Source organism: Actinocatenispora thailandica, assembly GCF_016865425.1.
GTDB classification, from domain to species: Bacteria; Actinomycetota; Actinomycetes; order Mycobacteriales; family Micromonosporaceae; genus Actinocatenispora; species Actinocatenispora thailandica.
In genome coordinates this window covers 973,015-994,017 of record NZ_AP023355.1, presented here as the reverse complement: position 1 = coordinate 994,017, position 21,003 = coordinate 973,015, and the positions used below count along the sequence as shown (strand labels likewise).

Annotated in this window: 19 protein-coding genes, 1 tRNA gene, 1 other RNA gene and 1 pseudogene; 9 read left to right on the top strand and 13 right to left on the bottom strand. The window is 73.1% G+C overall.

Annotation, left to right across the window (positions count from 1 at the left end):
• Positions 1-189 precede the first annotated feature (189 nt).
• A tRNA-Ala gene (locus Athai_RS04345) sits at positions 190-262 on the bottom strand.
• 77 nt (positions 263-339) lie between these two features.
• Complete coding sequence (locus Athai_RS04340; RefSeq protein WP_203960270.1) at positions 340-903, bottom strand: YqgE/AlgH family protein; 564 nt, start codon at positions 901-903, stop codon at positions 340-342.
• Between the two features lie 424 nt (positions 904-1,327).
• Here Athai_RS04340 and Athai_RS04335 point away from each other — a divergent pair, with 424 nt between their 5' ends.
• Positions 1,328-2,104: an S-methyl-5'-thioadenosine phosphorylase gene (locus tag Athai_RS04335; protein WP_203965327.1), complete on the top strand. Its 777-nt coding sequence runs from the start codon at positions 1,328-1,330 to the stop codon at positions 2,102-2,104.
• The gene (locus Athai_RS04330; protein ID WP_239156714.1) at positions 2,101-3,249 is read left to right on the top strand and encodes an NAD-dependent epimerase/dehydratase family protein; all 1,149 of its coding nucleotides are present in this window, start codon (positions 2,101-2,103) and stop codon (positions 3,247-3,249) included. Before Athai_RS04335 ends, Athai_RS04330 begins: the two co-directional genes overlap by 4 nt.
• A 177-nt stretch (positions 3,250-3,426) precedes the next feature.
• Here the strand turns inward: Athai_RS04330 and Athai_RS04325 are convergent.
• From Athai_RS04325 to Athai_RS04315, 3 genes and pseudogenes are all read right to left on the bottom strand, one after another.
• Positions 3,427-4,436: pseudogene (locus tag Athai_RS04325) on the bottom strand (sensor histidine kinase).
• The gene (locus Athai_RS04320) at positions 4,433-5,152 is read right to left on the bottom strand and encodes a response regulator (RefSeq protein ID WP_239157349.1); all 720 of its coding nucleotides are present in this window, start codon (positions 5,150-5,152) and stop codon (positions 4,433-4,435) included. Before Athai_RS04320 ends, Athai_RS04325 begins: the two are co-directional and overlap by 4 nt.
• A complete protein-coding gene (locus Athai_RS04315; protein ID WP_203960269.1) occupies positions 5,149-6,708 on the bottom strand; it encodes a hypothetical protein in 1,560 nt (519 codons plus the stop codon). The genes Athai_RS04320 and Athai_RS04315 overlap by 4 nt, the downstream gene beginning before the upstream one ends.
• Before the next feature lie 143 nt (positions 6,709-6,851).
• Here Athai_RS04315 and Athai_RS04310 point away from each other — a divergent pair, with 143 nt between their 5' ends.
• From Athai_RS04310 to Athai_RS04280, 7 genes are all read left to right on the top strand, one after another.
• Entirely contained in the window at positions 6,852-7,526 is a 675-nt protein-coding gene (locus Athai_RS04310) for a glycosyltransferase family 2 protein (RefSeq protein WP_203960268.1), read from the top strand.
• On the top strand, positions 7,523-8,251 hold the full coding sequence (locus tag Athai_RS04305; RefSeq protein ID WP_203960267.1) for a TIGR04282 family arsenosugar biosynthesis glycosyltransferase: 729 nt from the start codon (positions 7,523-7,525) through the stop codon (positions 8,249-8,251). Before Athai_RS04310 ends, Athai_RS04305 begins: the two co-directional genes overlap by 4 nt.
• Positions 8,248-8,955: a class I SAM-dependent methyltransferase gene (locus Athai_RS04300; protein ID WP_239156713.1), complete on the top strand. Its 708-nt coding sequence runs from the start codon at positions 8,248-8,250 to the stop codon at positions 8,953-8,955. The genes Athai_RS04305 and Athai_RS04300 overlap by 4 nt, the downstream gene beginning before the upstream one ends.
• Positions 8,931-10,325 (top strand): molybdopterin-dependent oxidoreductase, encoded by a 1,395-nt coding sequence (locus Athai_RS33860; protein ID WP_239156712.1) that lies wholly within the window; start codon positions 8,931-8,933, stop codon positions 10,323-10,325. Before Athai_RS04300 ends, Athai_RS33860 begins: the two co-directional genes overlap by 25 nt.
• Positions 10,322-10,846: a hypothetical protein gene (locus Athai_RS04290; RefSeq protein WP_203960266.1), complete on the top strand. Its 525-nt coding sequence runs from the start codon at positions 10,322-10,324 to the stop codon at positions 10,844-10,846. Before Athai_RS33860 ends, Athai_RS04290 begins: the two co-directional genes overlap by 4 nt.
• A 108-nt stretch (positions 10,847-10,954) precedes the next feature.
• Positions 10,955-11,617: a DedA family protein gene (locus Athai_RS04285; RefSeq protein ID WP_203960265.1), complete on the top strand. Its 663-nt coding sequence runs from the start codon at positions 10,955-10,957 to the stop codon at positions 11,615-11,617.
• Between the two features lie 177 nt (positions 11,618-11,794).
• Positions 11,795-13,042 (top strand): C39 family peptidase, encoded by a 1,248-nt coding sequence (locus tag Athai_RS04280; protein ID WP_203960264.1) that lies wholly within the window; start codon positions 11,795-11,797, stop codon positions 13,040-13,042.
• 243 nt (positions 13,043-13,285) lie between these two features.
• On the opposite strand, the gene ssrA is transcribed toward Athai_RS04280, so the two are convergent.
• The 8 genes from ssrA to Athai_RS04240 all read right to left on the bottom strand — a co-directional run bounded on the left by ssrA (position 13,286) and on the right by Athai_RS04240 (position 20,978).
• Positions 13,286-13,658: a transfer-messenger RNA gene (gene ssrA, locus Athai_RS04275) on the bottom strand.
• Positions 13,659-13,953: 295 nt separating this feature from the next.
• A complete protein-coding gene (smpB, locus tag Athai_RS04270; protein ID WP_203960263.1) occupies positions 13,954-14,433 on the bottom strand; it encodes an SsrA-binding protein SmpB in 480 nt (159 codons plus the stop codon).
• 173 nt (positions 14,434-14,606) lie between these two features.
• Positions 14,607-15,488 carry a permease-like cell division protein FtsX gene (ftsX, locus tag Athai_RS04265; RefSeq protein ID WP_203960262.1) on the bottom strand — a complete coding sequence of 294 codons (882 nt, stop codon included), beginning with the start codon at positions 15,486-15,488 and terminating at the stop codon, positions 14,607-14,609.
• Positions 15,489-15,546: 58 nt separating this feature from the next.
• Positions 15,547-16,227 carry a cell division ATP-binding protein FtsE gene (ftsE, locus tag Athai_RS04260; RefSeq protein WP_030449370.1) on the bottom strand — a complete coding sequence of 227 codons (681 nt, stop codon included), beginning with the start codon at positions 16,225-16,227 and terminating at the stop codon, positions 15,547-15,549.
• A 389-nt stretch (positions 16,228-16,616) separates the two neighbouring features.
• Entirely contained in the window at positions 16,617-17,729 is a 1,113-nt protein-coding gene (gene prfB, locus Athai_RS04255; protein WP_203960261.1) for a peptide chain release factor 2, read from the bottom strand.
• A 111-nt stretch (positions 17,730-17,840) separates the two neighbouring features.
• Positions 17,841-18,356 (bottom strand): PadR family transcriptional regulator, encoded by a 516-nt coding sequence (locus Athai_RS04250; protein ID WP_203960260.1) that lies wholly within the window; start codon positions 18,354-18,356, stop codon positions 17,841-17,843.
• Between the two features lie 239 nt (positions 18,357-18,595).
• On the bottom strand, positions 18,596-20,032 hold the full coding sequence (locus Athai_RS04245) for a serine/threonine-protein kinase (RefSeq protein ID WP_203960259.1): 1,437 nt from the start codon (positions 20,030-20,032) through the stop codon (positions 18,596-18,598).
• Between the two features lie 151 nt (positions 20,033-20,183).
• Positions 20,184-20,978 carry a tryptophan 2,3-dioxygenase gene (locus Athai_RS04240; RefSeq protein ID WP_203960258.1) on the bottom strand — a complete coding sequence of 265 codons (795 nt, stop codon included), beginning with the start codon at positions 20,976-20,978 and terminating at the stop codon, positions 20,184-20,186.
• Between the last annotated feature and the right edge of the window lie 25 nt (positions 20,979-21,003).

The window sequence follows — 21,003 nt, the reverse complement described above, 5'->3', positions numbered from 1 at the left end:
GAGCGTCAACCAAACCCTGGCCAGTCCCCTTGCCTGCAACGTCGCGGAACGTGCAATGCGGAAAGAGGCGCATCCGCCGTCACCGGCATTGATGATCATGGATTCGAGCTAGATCACCTGATCGACCCATGGCAATGAAAAAACCCGCTGACCTGCGAGAACGCATCGGCCAACGGGTCTTCGTACGGGTGGAGCTGAGGGGACTCGAACCCCTGACCCCCACACTGCCAGTGTGGTGCGCTACCAGCTGCGCCACAGCCCCGTGCTCGCCGCCTCAGCGACGTGCGTGGGCAAGTGTACACAGCCGGGTCGGGCGGGCCAGTCGGGTACCCCCTCCGGTCAGTTCAGCGACGGATCGGACGGGAACAGGGCAATGGCGGCGAGCAGCCCGCCCTGCCGGCGCAGCACCATCGACCACAGATCGTCCGGGCGGGGGAAGAAGGCGTCGCCGGGCAGTCCGTCGAACACCAGCCAGGAGCCGGTGTCGATCTCGGACTCCAACTGGCCGGCCTCCCAGCCGGCGTAGCCGGAGAAGACCCGCACCCCTTCGATGCCCTCGTCCACGTCGTCCGGGCCGGCGGGCAGGTTGACCGAGCAGACCGGGCCGGCGACCCGGGTGACGCCGCGAATGTCGCGCTCCGGGCGGACCCGGGCGAGGCAGATCGCCGCCTCGGGCTGTACCGGCCCGCCCTCGAACACCACGCCGGGGTCGCTCGCGCGCTCGGCCCAGCCGCCGAGCGCCTCGATGTCGCTGACCGGCATCTCCGTCGCGCGGTTGAGGACGACGCCGAGCGCGCCGCCGCGTTCGTGCGCGAGCAGCAGGACGACGGTGCGTTCGAAGTTGGGGTCCCGCAGGGCGGGGGTGGCGACGAGGAGTCGCCCGGTGAGCGACTCGACCGCCATGTCCCCGATCCTTCCTGGCTCGTGCCGCACGCCCGCCTCCCCTGCTGTGCCGGTGGCCCGCCGTCCACCGCTGTCCCCGCACGCTATCGACGTGCACCCCTCGCGCGGAAGTCGAAGAGCGCAACGCCAGCTAACAAGATTGTTGAGATTGCGGTCACGAACAGTGTCGGAAACCCGCCCTTCGGCGGACGCCCGCCCTCGTCGGCGGGGACCAGCCGCAGGTGGGCGTACCCCGCGGTACCGCGACGCTCGGTGACCGCGGATTCCGGGCAACCGTCACCGATCGGTAATCGGGGCCGGGCGACGCACCCGGCGGTACGCCCAAGAGAATGGTGGGGCGCACCGTACGCGACGGGCTACGGGCACGAGGAGGTGTGGTCCGGTGGCCGAGGCAGGCACGGGCGGGCCGGTGGCCGACGTCGGGGTGATCGGCGGGTCCGGGTTGTACGAGTTGCTGCCCGACGTCGTCGAGCACGCCGTCGACACGCCGTACGGGCCGCCCAGCGACCCGCTGATGGTCGGTCTGCTGCCTGGCGGACGCCGGGTGGCGTTCGTACCCCGGCACGGTCGCGACCACCGGTTCCCGCCGCACCGCATCCCGTACCGGGCCAACCTGTGGGCGCTGCGTTCGCTCGGAGTGCGGCAGGTGCTGGCGCCGTGCGCGGTCGGCTCGCTGCGGCCGGAGTTCGGGCCGGGCACCTTCGTACTACCGGACCAGTTGGTCGACCGGACCAGCGGCCGCGTGCAGACCTACCACGACCACGGCGCGGTGCACGTCTCGTTCGCCGACCCGTACTGCCCGGTCGGGCGGGACCGGGTGGCGCGCACCGCCGCGAGCGCCGGGACCGACGTGGTCGAGCACGGCACGATGGTCGTGGTGGAGGGGCCCCGGTTCTCCACCCGGGCGGAGTCGCAGTGGTTCGCCGCGCAGGGTTGGTCGGTGGTGAACATGACCGGCCATCCGGAAGCGGTGCTGGCCCGCGAACTCGGGCTGTGCTACACGCCGATCGCACTGGTCACTGACCTGGACGCGGGGATCGAGGCGGGCGCCGGGGTCAGCCAGGAGGAGGTGTTCGCGGTGTTCGCCGCCAACACCGAACGGATGCGCACGCTGCTGCTGAGCGCCGCGGCCGCCCTGCCGGTCGAGCGCGACTGCGCCTGCGGCGAGTCGTACGAGGAGGCCGGGGTGACGGTGCCGTGATCCTGGTGACCGGCGGGGCCGGATTCATCGGCTCGCACGTGGTCGACGCGCTGCGGGCTGCCGGTGCCCCGGTTCGGGTGCTGGACTGCCTGCATCCCGCCGCACACCGCGGCGTGCCGTCCTACCTGGCGGACGGCTGGCTGCGCGCGGACGTGCGGGACGCCGCCGCGGTGCGGTCCGCGCTGGCCGACGTGGACGTCGTGGTGCACCAAGCGGCGATGGTCGGGCTGGGCGTGGACACCGCCGACCTGCCGGAGTACGTGGGCTGCAACGACCTGGGTACCGCGGTGCTGCTGGCCGAGATGGCCGCCGCCGGGGTGCGCCGGCTGGTGCTCGCCTCGTCGATGGTGGTGTACGGCGAGGGCAGGTACGCGTGCGCCGAGCACGGCACGGTGCGCCCGGGGCCCCGCCGGGAGGCGGATCTCGCCGCTGGTCGGTACGAGCCGCCGTGCCCGCGCTGCGGCGCCTGGCTGCGGCCGGAGAACGTCCCCGAGTCCGCGCCGCTGGATCCGCGGAACACCTACGCGGCGACGAAGGTGGCGCAGGAGCACCTGGCCGCGGCGTGGGCCCGGGACACCGGCGGGTCGGTGGTGGCCCTGCGGTACCACAACGTGTACGGGCCGCGGATGCCCCGGGACACGCCGTACGCGGGGGTGGCCGCGCTGTTCCGGTCGGCGCTGGAACGGGGCGAGGCGCCCCAGGTGTACGAGGACGGCGCGCAGCGGCGCGACTTCGTGCACGTGCGCGACGTGGCCGCCGCCAACCTGGCCGCGGTGACCGCCACCGGCGGTCCCGGCGGGACCGCCGCCGGCCGCGCAGACGCCGGTCGCGCGGGCCGCGGGCGTGCAGACGGCGGGCGCGCGGACAGCGGGCGTGCAGACAGCGGGGGCGCGGACGGCGGACCCGGCGGCTTCCGGGCGTACAACGTGGCGTCCGGGCAGCCGCACACGGTCGGTCAGATGGCCACCGCGCTCGCCGACGCGTTCGGCGGGCCGGCGCCGGTGGTGACGGGCCGGTACCGGCTGGGCGACGTGCGGCACGTCGTCGCCGCGCCGGACCTGGCCCGCACCGAACTCGGTTTCCGGGCCTCGGTCGACTTCGCCGACGGGATGGCCGAATTCGCCGGTGTGCCGCTACGCAGGTGAGACCCGCGGGCGTTGTCCACAGGGGTGCCCGTTGTCCACAGGGGCGCCGATGGCTAGGTGGCTTCCGAGAGTTCCGGGGTAGGGTCGTTGCGGGGTCGCCCCCGGGTGGGTGGGGTGACTTCTTCCACACCAAGACGACCAACTCGGGTCCGGGTTGCTGCGACCGGGTTCGCCGGGTCAGGCCGGCAGGCGGACCAGGAAGCGGCAGCCAGTGTCCACATTGGACACCGCTACCTTGCCGGCATGCGCCTCGACCAGGCCACGCACGATGGCGAGGCCGAGCCCGCCGCCACCGCCGCCGGCCGGCCGCGGGGTGCGCGCGGTCTCGCCACGGAACGCCACGTCGAACACCCGGGGAGGTCTGCCTCCGGAATGCCGCCGCAGGCGTCGGTGACGGCGAACCAGCCATCGGCCCCGTCCCGCCCGCCGCTGACCGAGACCGTACCGTCCGGTGGGGTGTGCCGGATCGCGTTGCGCAGCAGGTTCGCCAGCACCCGGGACAGCTCCGGCTCGCTGGCCCGCACCACCGGCCAGTCGCCGGCCGCCGCGATCAACCGGACCCGCTTGGCGGTGGCCAGCGGCTCGGCCGAGGCGACCGCGTCCGAGACCAGATCGCCCAGCGGCACCGCGGACAGCGACAGCCGCAGCGCGCCGGCATTGATTCGGGACAGTTCGAACAGGTCGTCGACCAGCCCGGCCATCCGGTCGGTCTCGGTACGGATCCGGCGGTGGTACTCGCCGACCGTGCCGGGGTCGGCGACCACGCCGTCCTCCAGCGCCTCGGCCATCGCCCGCAGCCCGGCCAGCGGGCTGCGCAGATCGTGGCTGACCCAGGCCACCAGCTCGCGCCGGCTCGCCTCCAGCTGCCGTTCCCGCCGCCTCGCCTCGGCCGACCACATGCTCGCCGCGGCCAGCCGCCGGCCCTGCCACAGCGCGGCCACCAGGCTGACCGCCCCGGCCACCGCCACCACCGTCAGCAGCACGCTCAGGTCGTGCGGCGAGATGAACATCGCCAGCGCGGTGCCGACCACCCCGGCGGCCATCGCGAGCACCGTCACCGCGATCAGCACGCACACGTGCACGGTGACCGACCAGCCGCGCCGCAGCCGGAGCAGTACGACACCCGGCACCGCGACCGCCAGCGAACAGCCCAGCGCGATCAGCACCACCAGGATCCGGTCGGTCATCGCGCCTCCCCTCCGTCCGGTTGGTACCGGTAGCCGACGCCCCACACCGTGACGATCCGGTGCGGCTGGGCCGGATCGCGCTCCACCTTCTCCCGCAACCGCCGCACGTGCACGGTCACCGTCGAGTGGTCGCCGAACGTCCAGCCCCAGACCTGCGCGAGCAGTTCCTCCCGCCGGTACGCGGTGCCCGGGTTGCGCACCAGGAACGCCAGCAGGTCGAACTCGCGGACGGTCAGGTTGAGCCGCTGCCCGGCCAGGGTGGCGATCCGGGCCGCGGTGTCGACCACCAGCTCCCCGTCCCGGAACACCTCCGGCTGCGCCGGCTCGACCGGCCGGTACGAGCGGCGCAGCACCGACTGCACCCGCAGCGCCAGCTCCCGCGGGCTGAACGGCTTCGTCACGTAGTCGTCGGCGCCGGTGGCGAGGCCGAGCACCCGGTCGGACTCCTCGCCCAGCGCGGTGAGCATGATGACCGCGACGTCGGCGCCGGCCCGCATCCGCCGGCACACCTCGATGCCGTCGAGGCCGGGCAGCATCAGGTCGAGCACCACCAGATCGGGCCGGTAGTCGGCGAACTCGCGCAGCGCGCCGGGGCCGTCGGCGGCGAGCCGGACATCGAGGCCGTCCCGGTGCAGGTAGCGGGCGACGACATCGGAGACGGTCGGGTCGTCGTCCACCACCAGGACCCGCGCCGGCCGCTCGGTCACCGTCCTCACCACCACGTCTCGATCGTCAGGGCGATCAGCACCGCCCAGCCCAGTTGTACCGCGAGCAGCAGCCGCCCGTACCGGCGGATCGGCAGCATCGCCGTCAACGGCAACATCAGCAGCGCGAACGGGAGGTAGATGCGTTCCACCTCACCCTTGGACAGGTCGGACAGCACCGCACCGAGCACCGCCAGCGCGGCGGCGGCCGGCAGCACCAGCAGCCGGGACCGGCGCAGGAAGCCGAGGGCGGCGATCGCTGCCGGACCGAGCAGCACGGCCAGCGCCGCCGGGTTCGCGAACAGGAAGTACCAGGTGGGCCGGTCCTGCCAGACGGTCGGCGGGTGCGCCGAACGGGCGCCGGTCCGGGTGCGTTCGGCGGCCAGCGACAGCCCGTGCCACCAGTCGAAGCCGGCCAGCCGCGCCGCCACCAGCACCGCCAGCACCATCGCGGCGCCGATCAGCAGCGGCCGGATCCGTTGCGGCGACAGGGTTTCCCGGGCCCACCGGGCCAGCAGCCGGCGCCCGCCGGCCGGGCGGTCCGAGTCGGGGGACAGCCGGCCACCGGCCGCGCGCCGGTCGGCCCGGCGCGGGGCGAACAGCACGACCGCGACCGCCGGGAGCACCAGCAGGCTCAACCCGTACGACAGGAACAGGCAGCAGCCCAGCGCGAGCCCGCCAACGGCGGCGAGCAGGTCGGCGCCCGGCTGCCGGAGTCGACCACCAGCGAGAACCTCGCCGCCCGGCTGCCGGAGTCGACCACCAGCGAGAACCTCGCCGCCGGGCGGCCGGCGCCGGGCACCGGCGACGGCGAGGGCGCACAGGCCGGCCGCGGCAACGCCGGCGAACAGGGCGTCGGCGCTGGTGGCGATCCACAGCGCGGCCGGCGCCAGCGGTACGAACAGCGCCGCCCGCCGGCCGGCACCCGCCCCGCCGTACAGCCGGGTGAGGACCAGCACGCTCGGCACCGCGAGGGCGCCACCGGCGATGCACAGCGCGGCGGCCCAGCCGAGGCCACCGAGCCCGAGCCGGTCCAGCAGGACGAAGACGCCGAGCGCGCCCGGCGGGTGACCGCCTACGTGCACCGCCCACACCGGCCCGTTGGCGGGATCGACGACGTGACCGGCGAAGGTGGCGAGGTAGCTGCCCAGATCGGTCACCCGCGACACGTCGTGCGGATACTGCTGGTAGGGCGCAAGCGGCGCGGTCAGGCCCTTCGGCCCGTCGACGAGCGCCAGCGCCACCGACCAGCCGGCGGCGACCACCGCCGACACCGCCAGCAGCACCCGCCAGCGCAGCCGGCGGACCAGCAGCGGCCAGCCCCAGTACGCCAGCGCCGCGGCCACCACCGGCACCAGGAACCAGCCGGTGACCGCCGAGCGCCAGGAACCGGCGATCGGGTACGTCTGGCCGAGGTGCAGCGCCCCCGCGATCCGCACCCCGGCCAGGTGACTGGCCAGCACCAGCGCGCCGGCCACCACCAGCGGCAGCAGCCCACGCGGCCACCGCCGCACGGGAGTGGCCGGTGGCACCTCGACACGGTCCAGCTTCGGTGCGGCGCTGCTCACCGCATCGACGCTAACCCATCCGGCGGGCCCGGTCCGGCACACCGGCCGGGACGTTCGCGGTTCGTAAGAACCGCCCACCTTTCGGGCCGCCGTCATGGACATGTAAGGGTCGCGGAGCTGCCCGTTCGCCTAGGTTCACCGGCATGACCGACGTCATCCTGCCCTGTCTGAACGAGGCTGCGGCGCTGCCCTGGGTGCTGTCCCGGATCCCGCCCGGGTGCACCGCGATCGTGGCGGACAACGGCTCCACCGACGACTCGGCCGCGGTGGCCCGGGACCACGGCGCGGTCGTGGTCCCGGTACCGCGTCGCGGGTTCGGTGCCGCCGCGCACGCCGGGTTGTGCGCCGCCACCGCCGAGATCGTCTGCTTCGCCGACGCGGACGGTTCCTGCGATCCGGCCCAGCTGCCCGACCTGCTCGCGCCGCTGCTCGATCACACCGCCGATCTCGTTCTCGGCCGGCGGGTACCGACCGACCGGACCGCCTGGCCGACCCACGCCCGGTACGCGAACGCGCTGCTGGCCCGGCGGCTGCGCCGGCGCTACCGGGTACCGGTGCGCGACCTCGGGCCGATGCGCGCCGGCTGGCGGCGCCCGCTGCTGTCGCTCGGCCTGACCGACCGCCGGTTCGGGTACCCGCTGGAGATGGTGCTGCGCGCCGCGCACGCCGGGTGGCAGCTGCGCGAGATCGACGTGGACTACCGGCCGCGCGCCGCCGGTACCCGGTCGAAGGTCACCGGCACGCTGCTCGGCAGCGCCCGCGCGGTACGGGACATGAGCCGGATCATGCGCGCCCTCCCGGCCGGAGGTGTCCAATGAGGACTCAGTTGCTGGTGGTGGCGAAGTGGCCGGCGCCCGGCCGGGTCAAGACCCGGCTGTGCCCGCCGGCGACGCCGGCGCAGGCGGCCCGGATAGCGGCCGCGTCGCTGGACGACACGCTCGCCACGGTGTGGGCCGCCCCCGCGGACCGGCGGACGCTGGTGGCCGCGGGCGAGCCGCACCAGGACCATCCGGTACCGAACGCGGCCCGGTTCCCGGTGGCGGCGCAGCGCGGGACCGGCCTCGCCGAGCGGCTCGCGAACGCGTTCGCCGACACCGCCCGGCCGGGTACCGCCACGGTGCTGGTGGGCATGGACACCCCGCAACTTCGGGTGTCGCACCTGGCCGCGGCGCGCGCCGCGCTGCGCGGTGCCGACGCGGTACTCGGTCCGGCGGCGGACGGCGGCTGGTGGCTGCTGGGGCTGCGCCGACCGGCGGACGCGGTCGCGCTGCTCGGGGTGCCGATGTCCACATCGGACACCGGTACCGCGACCGTCGCCGCGCTGCGCCGGCGCGGCCTCCGGGTCGCGCTGCTGGAGACGCTGCGCGATGTGGACACCGCGCCCGATGCGTGGGCGGTCGCGCCGCACTGTCACGGCGGCTTCGCCGCCGCGGTCGACGCCGAGCTGGGTCGTGCGGCGGAACGCGAGATCCCGCCGCACGGCTCGTCCGCCTCGTCGCCGGGCCGCCCGGCGGCTTCCCGGGACGCGGAGGTACCGGCGTGACGGCACCGCTCGACACCACCGCCGTGGCCGACGGGACGGCCGCCAGCCCGATCGCCATGTACGACGCCGCGCTGGCCCGGCACACCGCCGGCGCGCCGCCGACGCTGACCGCGCACCCGACCCGGTCGGCCGCGGCCGGCCACGACCACCCGGCATCGTCCACGGTGGACATCGCCACCTGGTGCGCGGCGCCGAGCGACACCGACCGGGCCCTCGTCGCCCGGTGCGCCGGCGCCACCCTCGACGTGGGGTGCGGCCCGGGCCGGTTCACGCTCGCGGTGGCCGCGGCCGGGATCCCCGCGCTCGGGGTCGACATCGCGCCCGCCGCGGTCGCGCTGGTCCGCGCCCGCGGCGGGATCGCGCTGCGCCGGTCGGTGTTCGGCCGGCTCCCCGGGCAGGGCCGCTGGCGGCACGTGCTGCTCGCCGACGGCAACATCGGCATCGGCGCCGACCCGGTCCGGCTGTTGCGGCGCTGCCGCGAGCTGCTCGCCGCGGGTGGCACCGTCCTGGTCGAGGTCGGACCGCCCGGCACCGGCAGCGGCACCGCCGCGCTGCGGCTGCGCGACGGGGAACGCTGCAGCGCCCCGTTCCGCTGGGCGTACCTGTCGGTCGACGCGCTGGCCGACACCGCCGCGGCGGCCGGGCTGCAGGTCCGTACCCAGTGGACGGAGGCAGGGCGATGGTTCGCCGAGCTGGCCGGTTGACCCGGCTCTGGACCGCCGATCCGATCTCGTTGCTGCCCGGGCCGCTGCGGAACCGGGCGAGCGCGATCGGGGCGCTGGTACGCGACCGGTTGCCGAGGTTCGGTTCGCCGCTGCGCTCCACCCGGCTCACCTCCTGGCTCGGGATCGCGCTGGCCGTCACGTTCTCGGTCTGCTTCGTCACCGGGCTCACCTCGCACCTGATCCAGCATCCGCCGAGCTGGTTCGCCTGGCCGTCGGCCCCCACCCAGCTGTACCGCATCACCCAGGGCGTGCACGTCGCGACCGGCATCGCCACGGTGCCGATCCTGCTGGCGAAGCTGTGGTCGGTGTACCCGAAGCTGTTCGAGTGGCCGCCGGTGCGCAGCATCGCGCACCTGCTGTCCCGGCTGTCGGTGTTCGTGCTGATCGGCGCCGGGCTGGCGCAGGTCACCACCGGCATCCTGAACATCGCCCGGTGGTACCCGCCGATGCCGTTCTTCTTCACGGTGGCGCATCACTGGCTGGCCTGGGTGGCGATCGGCGCGCTGCTGGTGCACATCGCGGTCCAGCTGCCGACGGTCCGCGCCGCACTGGCCCGCGCCCCGTCGCCGCACCCCGCCACGGATCAGCCGGCACCACCGGTCGCCGACCGAGACCGGCCGGCATCACCGGTCGCCTCGGACCAGCCGGCGCTGGCCGCCGCCACGAACCGGCCGGAGCCGCCGGTCGACGGCACGGACCAGCCGGGACCGGCCACCGCCCCGGGTGGTCGCGACCGGGCCGAAGCAGCGGGTACGGGCCCCGCGATGCAGCGGCGCGGGCTGCTCGGCGCGGTCGGCGCGGCGGTCGGGGTGGTCACGCTCGTCTCCGTCGGCCAGACGGTGCGCCCGCTGTCCCGGCTGGACCTGCTCGCGCCGCGCCGCCCCGACATCGGCCCGCAGCAGCTACCGGTGAACAAGTCCGCGGTCGAGGCGGGCGTCGCCCGCGCCGACGACCGGTACCGGCTGCACATCGACGGGCCGCACCCGCACACCCTGACGCTCGCCGAGCTGACCGCGCTACCGCAGCACACGGTCGCGTTGCCGATCGCCTGCGTCGAGGGCTGGAGCGCCACCGCGCACTGGACCGGCGTACCGATCCCGGATCTGCTGGCGCTGGTCGGCGCGCCGGCCGGCAGCCGGCTGCGGGTCGAGTCCGCCCAGCGCGGCGGCCTGTACCGGGCGGCGGTCTGGCCGGCGGCGCACTGCCACGACCCGCGCAGCCTGCTGGCGCTGCGGCTCAACGGCGCCGAGTTGGATCTCGACCACGGCTTCCCGTGCCGGGTGATCGCACCCAACCTGCCCGGGGTCATGCAGACCAAGTGGGTCGACCGTCTGGTGGTACTGCCATGAGAGCGATCCGCGCCGCCCTGGTCCTGCTCGGTCTCGTCGGCATCGGCTACGGGGCGCTCGGCCTGGCCACCGAGTCCCGGCCGGTCTCGGTCGGGCTGTTCGCCGTCGCCGCCATCCTCGGCCACGACCTGCTGCTGGCCCCGCTGGCGATCCTGGTCGCGGTGCTGGCCCGCCGGCTGGTTCCGGCCGACCTGTACCCGGTGGTCCGCGGCGGGCTGATCGTCTCCGGCGCGGTGGTCCTCGCGTTCCTGCCCACCGTGCTCGGGTTCGGCCGCCGTGCGACGAACCCGTCCGCGCTGCCGTTGAACTACCCGCTGGGCCTCGCCGTCACCCTCGCGGCGGTCTGGCTGGTCACCGCCGCGCTCGCGGTGCTGCGCCGGCGCCGCCCCGGGGCGCACCAGTACGCCACCGGACCCGCGCCGCACACGGCACCCACCGGGGGAAACCCCGAGCCCGGCGGGCCCGAAAGTCCTACGAAGGATGGAGAGTCGGGCCAGCCAGGACCTTCCAAGGTGGGATGACATCGCGGGCGACCGCCGCTTAGGGTTCTGCCAGGGGTGGTCGCCGGCCCGTTCGGTCGAGCGGAGTGCAGCGGCACACCGGAGGGCGGCGGAGCCGGAGGTGCGGCGGTGCACGGTGTGGAAGCGTGGCTCGGCACGATTCCCCCGATCGCCGTGTACCTGCTGCTGCTGGCCGTGATCGGCATCGAGTCGATGGGTATCCCGCTGCCCGGTGAGGTGGCGCTGGTCAGCGCGTCGCTGCTGGCCGCCACCGGCGCCGTCTCGCCGTGGGGCGTCGGGATCGCCGCGGCGGCCGGCGCGATCGTCGGCGACTCGATCGGGTACTGGATCGGCCGGCGGGGCGGGCAGGCGGTCTTCGACCGGCTCGGCCTGCGGTTCCCGAAGCATCTCGGCCCGGACAAGATCGACCGGGCGCGGCGGGCGTTCCACCGGCACGGTGTGTGGGCGGTGTTCTTCGGTCGGTTCGTCGCGCTGCTGCGCATCCTGGCCGGCCCGATCGCCGGCTCGCTGCGCATGCCGTACTGGAAGTTCCTGCTGGCCAACGCCGGTGGCGGGGTGTTCTGGGCGGGCGGCACGACGGCGGTGATCTACTTCCTGGGCCGGGCCGCGGAGCGCTGGCTGAAGGACTTCTCCTGGGCGCTGCTCGGGGTCGTCGTGCTCGGCGGCGTCCTGACGGCGCTGGTCGTGCGGCACCGGGCCCGGCGGATCACCGCCGACGACACCCCGGACAGCGAACGGGCCGAGCGCCTGGCCCCAGCGAAACGCCGCTGACCTCCTCGGCTCCCGTACCCGGCGAAACGCCGCTGACCTCCTCGGCTCCCGTACCCGGCGCAGCTGGCGCGACGGCGGGCGCTGAGCGCCCGCGCGGCTCTGGCCCGTGCCGTCGCGATCCGGTAGCGTCTGGCGTAAATATTCCGAAATCCCGAATTCGGGCGGAGGAAAGTGCCAATGAAGCGACGAACGGTTCTGACCGGCGGCGCCGCACTCGCCGCCGGCCTCGCGAGCGGCGGCCCCGCGTTCGCCGGGTCGAAGCCCCGCTCCGGCACCCGCGACATCGCCTACCAGTCGTGGACCGGCACCGAACTCGGCGCCGGCACCACCGCCGGTACCGCGGTCGAGAACGGCGCGCTCGTGCTCACCGAGCCGATCGGCACCATCGACTACACCGACCCGTACGGATCGACCGCCGGCTACGAGTACGGCCAGTGGACGTCGCCGTCGGTCGACCCGGGCTTCGGCCTGACCGAGCTGATCAGCTCCTGGAACGCCACCACGCCCGGGGGTAGCTGGCTGCAGGTCGAGATGCACGGCCCGAACACCGGCTGGTACGTGCTGGGCCGGTGGTGCGCCGACGACACCGCGCTGCACCGCACCTCGGTCGGCAACCAGGCCGACGCCACCGGCACCGTGCAGGTCGACACGTTCGTCGCGGCGTCCGGCGTGACGCTCGCCAGCTGGCAGTTGCGGCTCACCCTGTACCGTCCCGCGGGCAGTACCGACGCCCCCGCGCTGCGCTCGATCGGCGCGGTGGCCTCCGCCCTGCCCAGCAGCAAGCCGACCGCGAGCGCGCCCGGCGCGGCGGCCGGCACCGTGCTGGACGTGCCGCAGTACTCGCAGGAGATCCACTCCGGCCAGTACCCGCAGTGGGACGGTGGCGGCGAGGCCTGGTGCAGCCCGACCTCGACGTCGATGGTCGTGGCGTACTGGGGCACCGGCCCGACCGCGGACGACTACGCCTGGGTCGATCCGAGCTACGCCGACCCGTGGGTCGATCACGCGGCCCGCAACGTGTACGACTACCGGTACACCGGGTGCGGCAACTGGCCGTTCAACACGGCCTACGCGGCCCGCTTCGGCGGCCTGTCCGGGTTCGTGACCCGGCTGCGATCCCTGGCCGAAGCGGAACTGTTCATCCAGGCCGGGATCCCGCTGGTGCTGTCCGCCTCGTTCAAGAAGGGCGAGATCCCGGGCCTCGACTACGGCACCAACGGACACCTGATGGTCCTCGCCGGCTTCGCGGCCGACGGCAGCCCGGTGCTCAACGACCCGTACTCGGCCGACGACGCCTCGGTCCGTAAGGCCGTCGGCCGCGCCGAGCTGGAATCCGCCTGGCTCACCAGCTCCGGCGGCACCACCTACGTGGTGCACGACCCCGGCACCCCGCTCCCCTTACCTCCCGGCCAGCCGAACTGGTAACCACCACGCGGTGCCGGGCGGCTCGCCCCCCGGCACCGCGACGACCGCCATATCAGCGGTGGTCACGCGCCTGGACTCGAAAGGGTCGATCCGGAAGCAACCAGCGCAGAGCACCCCAGCGAGTCACCGGGGGTGCCGGGGGGCGAAGCCCCTCCGGCGCGGGGTGCGGGGGCCGCGCCCCCGCAGAACACGACGAGGCGGACCGGCTCGCGCACTTCGCGAGCACAGTCCGCCCATCCGACTCGGTGGAGGTGCCGGGAATTGAACCCGGGTCCTTCGCTGTGTTGCCAGGGCTTCTCCGGGCGCAGCTCGCTATGCCTCTACTTGGCCCCATCGATCACGCGAGCGAGACGATGTGACAGGCCCAGCCGCTGTGAAAGTCCCGTCCGAGTTCCGCGGCCGAACTCGAACAGCAAGCCCTCTAGCTGATGCCGGCTACCGGACCGAAGGCACTTCCGGACCGACAGACTTGCTACTCGCCTCAGGCGGCGAGAGCGAAGTCAGCGCGCTTAGAGTTGGCGCTTTTTGGTTTCCGACGACCGATTAATGAGACGACGTCGGCTTCCTCAGCCCGCTTCCCCTGGCTCGACGTACGAAGTCGAAACCAGTCACCCCCCTGTTGAGTTGTACATCGATCTTAACGTCCGACCGCCCCGGTTGTCTTCCCGGTATCGCTCACCGCACCGGGCTGCGCAGCACGATCGGGAACGGCTCCTCGACCGCCAGCTCCGAACCGGGCCGAATCACCCGAACCTCGTTCCACGTCGAAGACCACCAGATCGGGAACGGCCTGCCGGCCACCGATGGTCAGCCCGTAGTCGTACCGCAGCGCCCAGCCGTCCGGCAGGGCGGGCATGATTCGGGCAAGCAGCCCGAAGCCGAGGTTCTGGCGGTGGCCGCAACGGCCCAGCTCAGGCGGTCATGCCCTTGCGGCGGCGGCCCATCACCCGGGCGATCTCCCGGTCCGCGTCGCGCTTGGCGATGTCCTGCCGCTTGTCCCAGGTCTTCTTGCCGCGGGCGAGGCCCAGCTCGACCTTGGCGTACCCGTTGTTGAAGTAGACGGACAGCGGCACCAGGGTGACACCGGACTCGCTGAGCTTGCCGGCGATCTTGTCGATCTCGCGCCGGTTCAGCAACAGCTTGCGGGTCCGGCGCGGGGCGTGGTTGGTCCAGGTCCCGTTGACGTACTCCGGCACGTGCATCCCGTAGAGCCAGATCTCGTGGCCGTCGAGGTGTGCGAACGCGTCGGTGAGCGAGGCGCGCCCGGCCCGCAGCGACTTGACCTCGGTGCCGGTCAGCACCATGCCCGCCTCGTACGTGTCGAGGATGGCGTAGTCGTGCCGGGCCCGCTTGTTCGACGCGACGAGCTTGCGCCCCTGTTCCCGTGGCACCGTTCCTCCACTCCCCGACAGGTACCGGCAAGCTGCACCGACACCTCTGCTTCCCGACCGACCGCCCATGGTACGGGACCGGGTACCCACCGCGTCCAACCGTTTCCCCCGGACACGGACCGGCCGGGTCGCCCGCGGTGGGGCGGCCCGGCCGGTACCGGTCGGGTGGGCGGTCAGGTGCGCAGCCGGAACCGCAGCGTGACCCAGCCGGTCGCGGCGCTGATCACCGCGGCGACCAGCAACAGCAGCGGCAGCGTCAGCAGGATGTCGTTCCAGCTGATCGGCGGGATGATGCCGGCGGTGAAGATCCCGGACAACGTCTTGTCCAGCAGGAACGCCTTGGCCACGCCGAGCACGATGAACGAGATCACCGCACCGATCAGGCCGGCGAACACCGCCTCCAGCACGAACGGTAGCTGGATGAACCAGTTCGACGCGCCGACCAGCTTCATGATCCCGACCTCGCGGCGTCTGGAGTACGCGGCGACCTGGATGGTGTTCGCCACCAGCAGGAGCGCCGCCAGACCCTGCACGATGGCCACCACCAGCGCGAGGTTCTGGATGCCGTTGAGGACGGAGAAGATCTTGTCCAGCGTCTGCTGCTGGTTGACGATCGACTCCACGCCGGGCTTGCCCTTGTAGTCGGCCTGGACCGCGGCGTACTGGTGCGGGTCCTTCAGCTTGACCCGGAACGACGCGGGCAGCGCCTCCGGCTTGGTGGAGTCGACGAGGTCCTTGGCGTCCTTGAACTCGGTCCGGAAGCGCTGGTAGGCCTGGTTCTGGCTCTCGAACTGAAGCTTCGACACCCGGTTGTCGTTGTTCAGCTCGCTCTGCAGCTGCTGCTTCTGGTCCTGCGTGAAGCCGGTCTTGAGGAAGACCGACATCTCCACCTTCGTATTGAAGTAGTCCTGCATGTCCTGGACCTTCCAGTACAGCAGGAGGCTGGCGCCGAGCATCGACAGCGACACCGCCATCGTGATGATCATGGCGATCGTCATCGTGACGTTGCGCCACAGTCCGAGGAAGACCTCGGACAGGACGTACTTCGCGCGCATCTGCTTCCTTCCGGTGGTGAGCCGCGCTCTATCTCGGACGGGAGTCTTGCGACCCGGATCAGCCGTAGACGCCGCGCGGCTGGTCCCGCACGATCCGGCCGGTGTCGATCTCGATCACCCGACGACGCATCTGGTTCACGATGTTGGAGTCGTGGGTGACCATCACGATGGTGGTACCGGTGCGGTTGATCCGATCCAGCAGCCGCATGATCTCGATACTGGTGTCCGGGTCGAGGTTTCCGGTCGGCTCGTCGGCCAGCAGCACCAGCGGGCGGTTGACGAACGCCCGCGCGATCGCGACGCGCTGCTGTTCACCGCCGGACAGCTGGTGCGGGTACCGGTTCTCCTTGCCGCCCAGGCCGACCAGTTCCAGGACCTCGGGCACCACGCGCCGTGCGACGGTGCGTGACTTGCCGATGACCTCCAGCGCGAACGCGACGTTCTCGGCGGCGGTGCGGTTCGGCAGCAGCCGGAAATCCTGGAACACGCACCCGATGGACCGGCGGAACGCCGGCACCTTCCAGGAGTGCATGTTCGCCACGTCGCGGCCGTTGACGACCACCCGACCCGAGGTCGGGGTCTCTTCCCGCAGCAGCAACCGGATGATCGTGGTCTTCCCCGAGCCGGTCGGCCCGATGAAGAAGACGAACTCACCCTTCTCGATGAAGGCGCTGGCACCCTCCAGCGAGGGTCGCGTCGCCCGGGGGTAGGTCTTGGTGACGTTCTCCAGCTGAATCACGGGTCGGAAGTTTACGCGGAGCGACAAGTGCGGGCGGGGGCAGGCACGCCACTTCGTCCGGTACCTCCATCGATGGGTGCCGTTTCAGTGGCTGAGACCTCGAAATTCGCCGCTCAGGGTGTCGCGAATCACGCCATTGTGGGCAGTTCGTCCGACACGGGCTGGGCCCGTCGCGACCGGAAACACGACGGGCCCGAGGGGTTTCGCCCGTACCGCCACCGACCGACAGCGTCCCGGGCCGTGGACGACTGGGGAGGTCGCCCACACAGAAAGTTACCTTCTTCGCGGTCCGGCTCGGCGCAGCAACGCGCAGTGCTCACTCCCCGGAGTGAGCACTGCGTCGTCCGATGACACGAAAGAGCGAGCGGTGGCCGCGAGGCCCGACCCGGCTAACCGACCGGCTGCTGCTCCCGGCGCCAGCGGATGCCGGCCTCGATGAACGCGTCGATGTCGCCGTCGAACACCGCCTGCGGGTTGCCGGTCTCGTGCGCGGTGCGCAGGTCCTTGACCATCTGGTAAGGATGCAGCACGTACGACCGCATCTGGTCGCCCCAGGACCCGGCCACGTCGCCGCGCAGCTCGTCGATCTTGGCGCGCTCCTCCTCCTGCTTGAGCGCGAGCAGCTTCGCCGACAGGATCGCCATCGCCGACGCCCGGTTCTGGATCTGCGACCGCTCGTTCTGGCAGGTCACGACGATGCCGGTGGGAATGTGGGTGATCCGCACCGCCGAGTCGGTGGTGTTGACACCCTGGCCACCCGGACCGGACGAGCGGTACACATCCACCCGGATGTCGTCCTCCGGGATCTCGATCTCGTCGGTCTTCTCCACCACCGGGACCACCTCGACCGCGGCGAAGCTGGTCTGCCGGCGGCCCTGGTTGTCGAACGGACTGATCCGCACCAGCCGGTGGGTACCCGCCTCCACGGACAGCGTCCCGTACGCATACGGCGCCTTGACCTGGAAGGTCGCCGACTTCAGGCCGGCCTCCTCGGCGTAGGACGTGTCGTACACCTCGGTGCCGTAGCCGTGCCGCTCGGCCCAGCGCAGGTACATCCGGAGCAGCATCTCGGCGAAGTCGGCCGCATCCACCCCACCCGCGCCGGCGCGGATCGTGACCAGCGCCTCACGCTGGTCGTACTCCCCGGACAGCAGGGTGCGGACCTCGAGCTCGTCGACCGCCTTGCGCAACCGCGTCACCTCGGCCTCGACCTCGGCGACGCTGCCCGCATCGTCCTCGGCCTCGGCCAGCTCCAGCAGCACCCCGGCGTCGTCCACCCGGGACCGGAGGCTCTCCAGCCGGGCGATCTCACCCTGCACGTAGGAAAGGCGGTAGGTCACCTGCTGGGCGGCCTCCTGGTCGTCCCACAGGTCCGGCGCCGCGGCCTGCGTCTCCAGCTCGGCCTTCTCCCGGCGCAGCCGGTCGATGTCGAGCACCTTCTCGATGCCGGACAGGGTCTGGTCGAGGCGGCGCAACTCGTCGGCGAGGTCCTGGATCGTCACGACTGCCAAGGGTACGCGGCGGGGCGACACTTCGTCTGCTCGCCCGCCGCGGACCCGGCCGGCCGCCCGGGGCGGGGTGCCGGCGCACCGGTGCGGACCGGTCCGGTCGAGTCAGCCGCGCGGAGCGTTCTTCAGCCAGGTCAGCGCCGCGCGATGGTAGGCGACGGCGAAGTTGAGCGCGGCGGCACCGTACTCGTCGCCGTCGGCCGTGGCCTGCTTGGCCTGCTCGCGCGCCGCGGACAGCGCCTCGCTGTGCTGCGCCTCCGCCTGCGCGTACAGCTCGGCGAGCTGCTGCCCGCTGTGCAACTTGCCGAACGCGACCCGCAGGATGACCGGATTGCGCAGCTGGTCGCGTCCCACCGGCTCGGACAGCCAGCGGGCGAACGCCCGCTTACCGGCCGCGGAGATCGTGTAGGGCTGGCTGGCCCGCGGGCCCGGCTTGCCCATCCGCACCAGGCCGGCGTCGGCCAGTGCGGGCAGTTCCCGGTAGACCTGGCTGCGCGTCATCGACCAGAACGGCCCGAGCTTGCGCTCCGCCGCCGCCATCAGCTGCCCGCCCGTCATCGGGCCCTCGTGCAGCAGGCCGAGCAGGGCCGCCGCCGTCGCGTTGAGACCAGAATCCGCCATAGCCATCACGCTGCCACCTCGTCGCAGTGAAATCCAGACTTTTCGTCGATCCATTGTGTACTGTCCGGGCCGGACGGTCGCAACTGGACAGTCACATCGGCCGCCAGCGATCCGCGGCGTCGGCCGCGAGGCGAGGCGGTCGGTCGGGGCGGCCCGGCAGTCGCGAACGGCGCCGGTCGGTGTCCCGACCGGCGCCGCCGTTACCTCGCAACGTTTCCCGCACCCGACCGCCCGCTCGGTCAGTTGCCGAACGTACCCATCGTCGGCATCGGCCCGCCGATGCCGGGCGGATCACCCGCGGTGCCACCGGATCCGGAGCCGTCGCCACCGGTACCGGCGCCGCCGTCCGTACCGGTGCCGCCGTCGGCGCCGTCGCCCTGCCCACCGCCGGGCCGGGCCCCGTCGCCGCCCCCGGCCTGGGCACCGCCGTCACCCGGCGTGGCACTCGGCGACGCCGGCGGCGGGCTGGCCGACCGGTGCTGCTGCCGGGCCGGCGTCGAAGCGGACGGGTGCTTCGGATCCGCCGCCGGCGCGGCCGGCCGGCCGCCGCCCCCGCCCACCAACAGCCAGCCGCCGAAGGTGAGCAACGCCACCAGCACCACGCCGGCGGCCACGCCGAGCAACAGCTTGGTCCGGTTGCCGCCGGGTGCCGGCTCGCGGTCGGACCGCCACGGAGCGGGCTCGGCCGGCGCCGCCGCCCCGACCCGCGCCGGCCAGACCGGCTCGGCCGGCGCCGGCTCGGCCGAGGAACTCACCGCCGGGGCCGAGCCGAGCAGGCTGTCCAGGCTGACGAAGCCACCGTCGGTGGGCTCCCGGTCGGCCCGCGGGCGCAGCGTCGGGCTGTCCGGTGGGAGGGTCACCGGCGGCAGGCCGATCAGCTCCGGTGCCAGCTCACCGAGCCGGACGCTCAGCTCACCGGCGGTCGGGCGCACCGCCGGGTCGAGCGCCAGGCAGCAGTTGATCAGGTCCCACAACGGTTCCGGCACCCCGGGCAGCTGTGCCACGGTCCAGCCGTGGTGCCGGCGCAGCACCTCGTCGACGCTGCCGCCGCGGAACGGGCTGCGGCCGGACAGCGCCTCGTACGCCACGATGCCGATGCCGTACACGTCGCTGGCCGGCACCGGCGGGCGCCCCGCCACCACCTCGGGCGCGACGTACTCCGGGGTGGCGTGCGTCGCACCGGTCGGGCACTGCATCCGTTGCGCCACACCGAAGTCCACCAGCCGGACCCCGTCGGTACCGGGCGGCTCGGGGACCAGGATGTTGCCCGGCTTGACGTCGCCGTGCACGACACCGGCCGCGTGCACGGCCGAGATCGCCGCGGCCACCTGCGCCAGTACCGACGCGGCGGCGGCCGGCGCGAGCGGGCCGTCCGCGATCAGCAGCCGGCGCAGGTCCCGCCCCGCCACCAGGTCCATCACCAGCGCGTACGTCCCGTCGGAGGGGTGCAGGAACTCGCGCGCGCGCACCACGCCCGGGTGCCGCACCTCGCCCAGGATGTGCGCCTCCGCCTGGAACGCCGCGACCACGTCGGGCTGCGCGGCGGCGGAGGGATGCAGCAACTTGACCGCCACCGGGGTACCGGTGGCGAGGTCCCGCGCGCGCCACACGGTGCCGGCGGCACCGGACGCGATCTCCGCCTCCAGCTCGTACCGCTGCTCCAGCGTCCTCGTCATGGCCCCTCCCCTTGACTCAGGCCATCACGCTAAGGGCTTGTTCGGCGCCGGGACGGGCCCGAGCCGAGGGGTGGCACAAACCCGGGAGCACGGCCGCCGGATCCGGCCCCGGCGGCCCCGGCGTGGCGGGGAGGCGAGCCGTTTCGTCCGGTCAGAGGCGGCTGCGCAGCTCCCACAGCTCGGGATAGAACCGCAGCTCGACCCGGGCGCGCAGGTACTGCGACCCGGTGCTGCCGCCGGTGCCGCTCTTGGTGCCGATCTGGCGCTCCACCATCAGCACGTGCCGGGCCCGCCACAGCGCCCACACCTGGTCGTGCTCGATCAGCGCCTCGGCCAGGTCCCACAGCGGGCCGAACCGCGCGCGGTCCCGGGCGATCGTCTCGTACGCGGTGAAGCGCTGCTCGGCGGTGTCCACCGGGAAGCCGGCCGCGGCGAGCACCCGCAGGAAGCCGTCCCACAGGCTCGGCTCCTCCAGCCGGCGCAGCAGGTTCGCCCGCTCGGTGTCGGTGAGCCCGCGGAACCGGCGCACGTAGCCGGGGTCCTTGAGCCCGGACAGGAACTCGATCTCGCGGAACTGCACCGACTGGAATCCGGAGGCCGGCGCGAGCACGGTACGAAACTCCAGGAAGTCCTGCGGGGTCATGGTGTCGATGACGTCGACCTGGGACACCGCGAGCCGCCCGATCGCCCGGCACCGCTCCAGCCGGACCCGCGGCAGGTAGGTCTCACCGGCGAGCAGCCGGTCCCGGGCGTCGGTCAGGTCGTGCAGCACCAGCTTGAACCACAGCTCGTAGGTCTGGTGCACGGTGATGAACAGCAGCTCGTCGTGCGCCGCCGGATCGGTCTGCGGTCGCTGCTGGTCGAGCAGCTCGGGAAGGCGCAGGTAGCTGCCGTAGGTGAGCAGGCCGCCCTGTTCGCCGAAGTGGGTGTCGTGGGTGTGCGTCACATCCGCGCACGCTACCGGGTGGCGA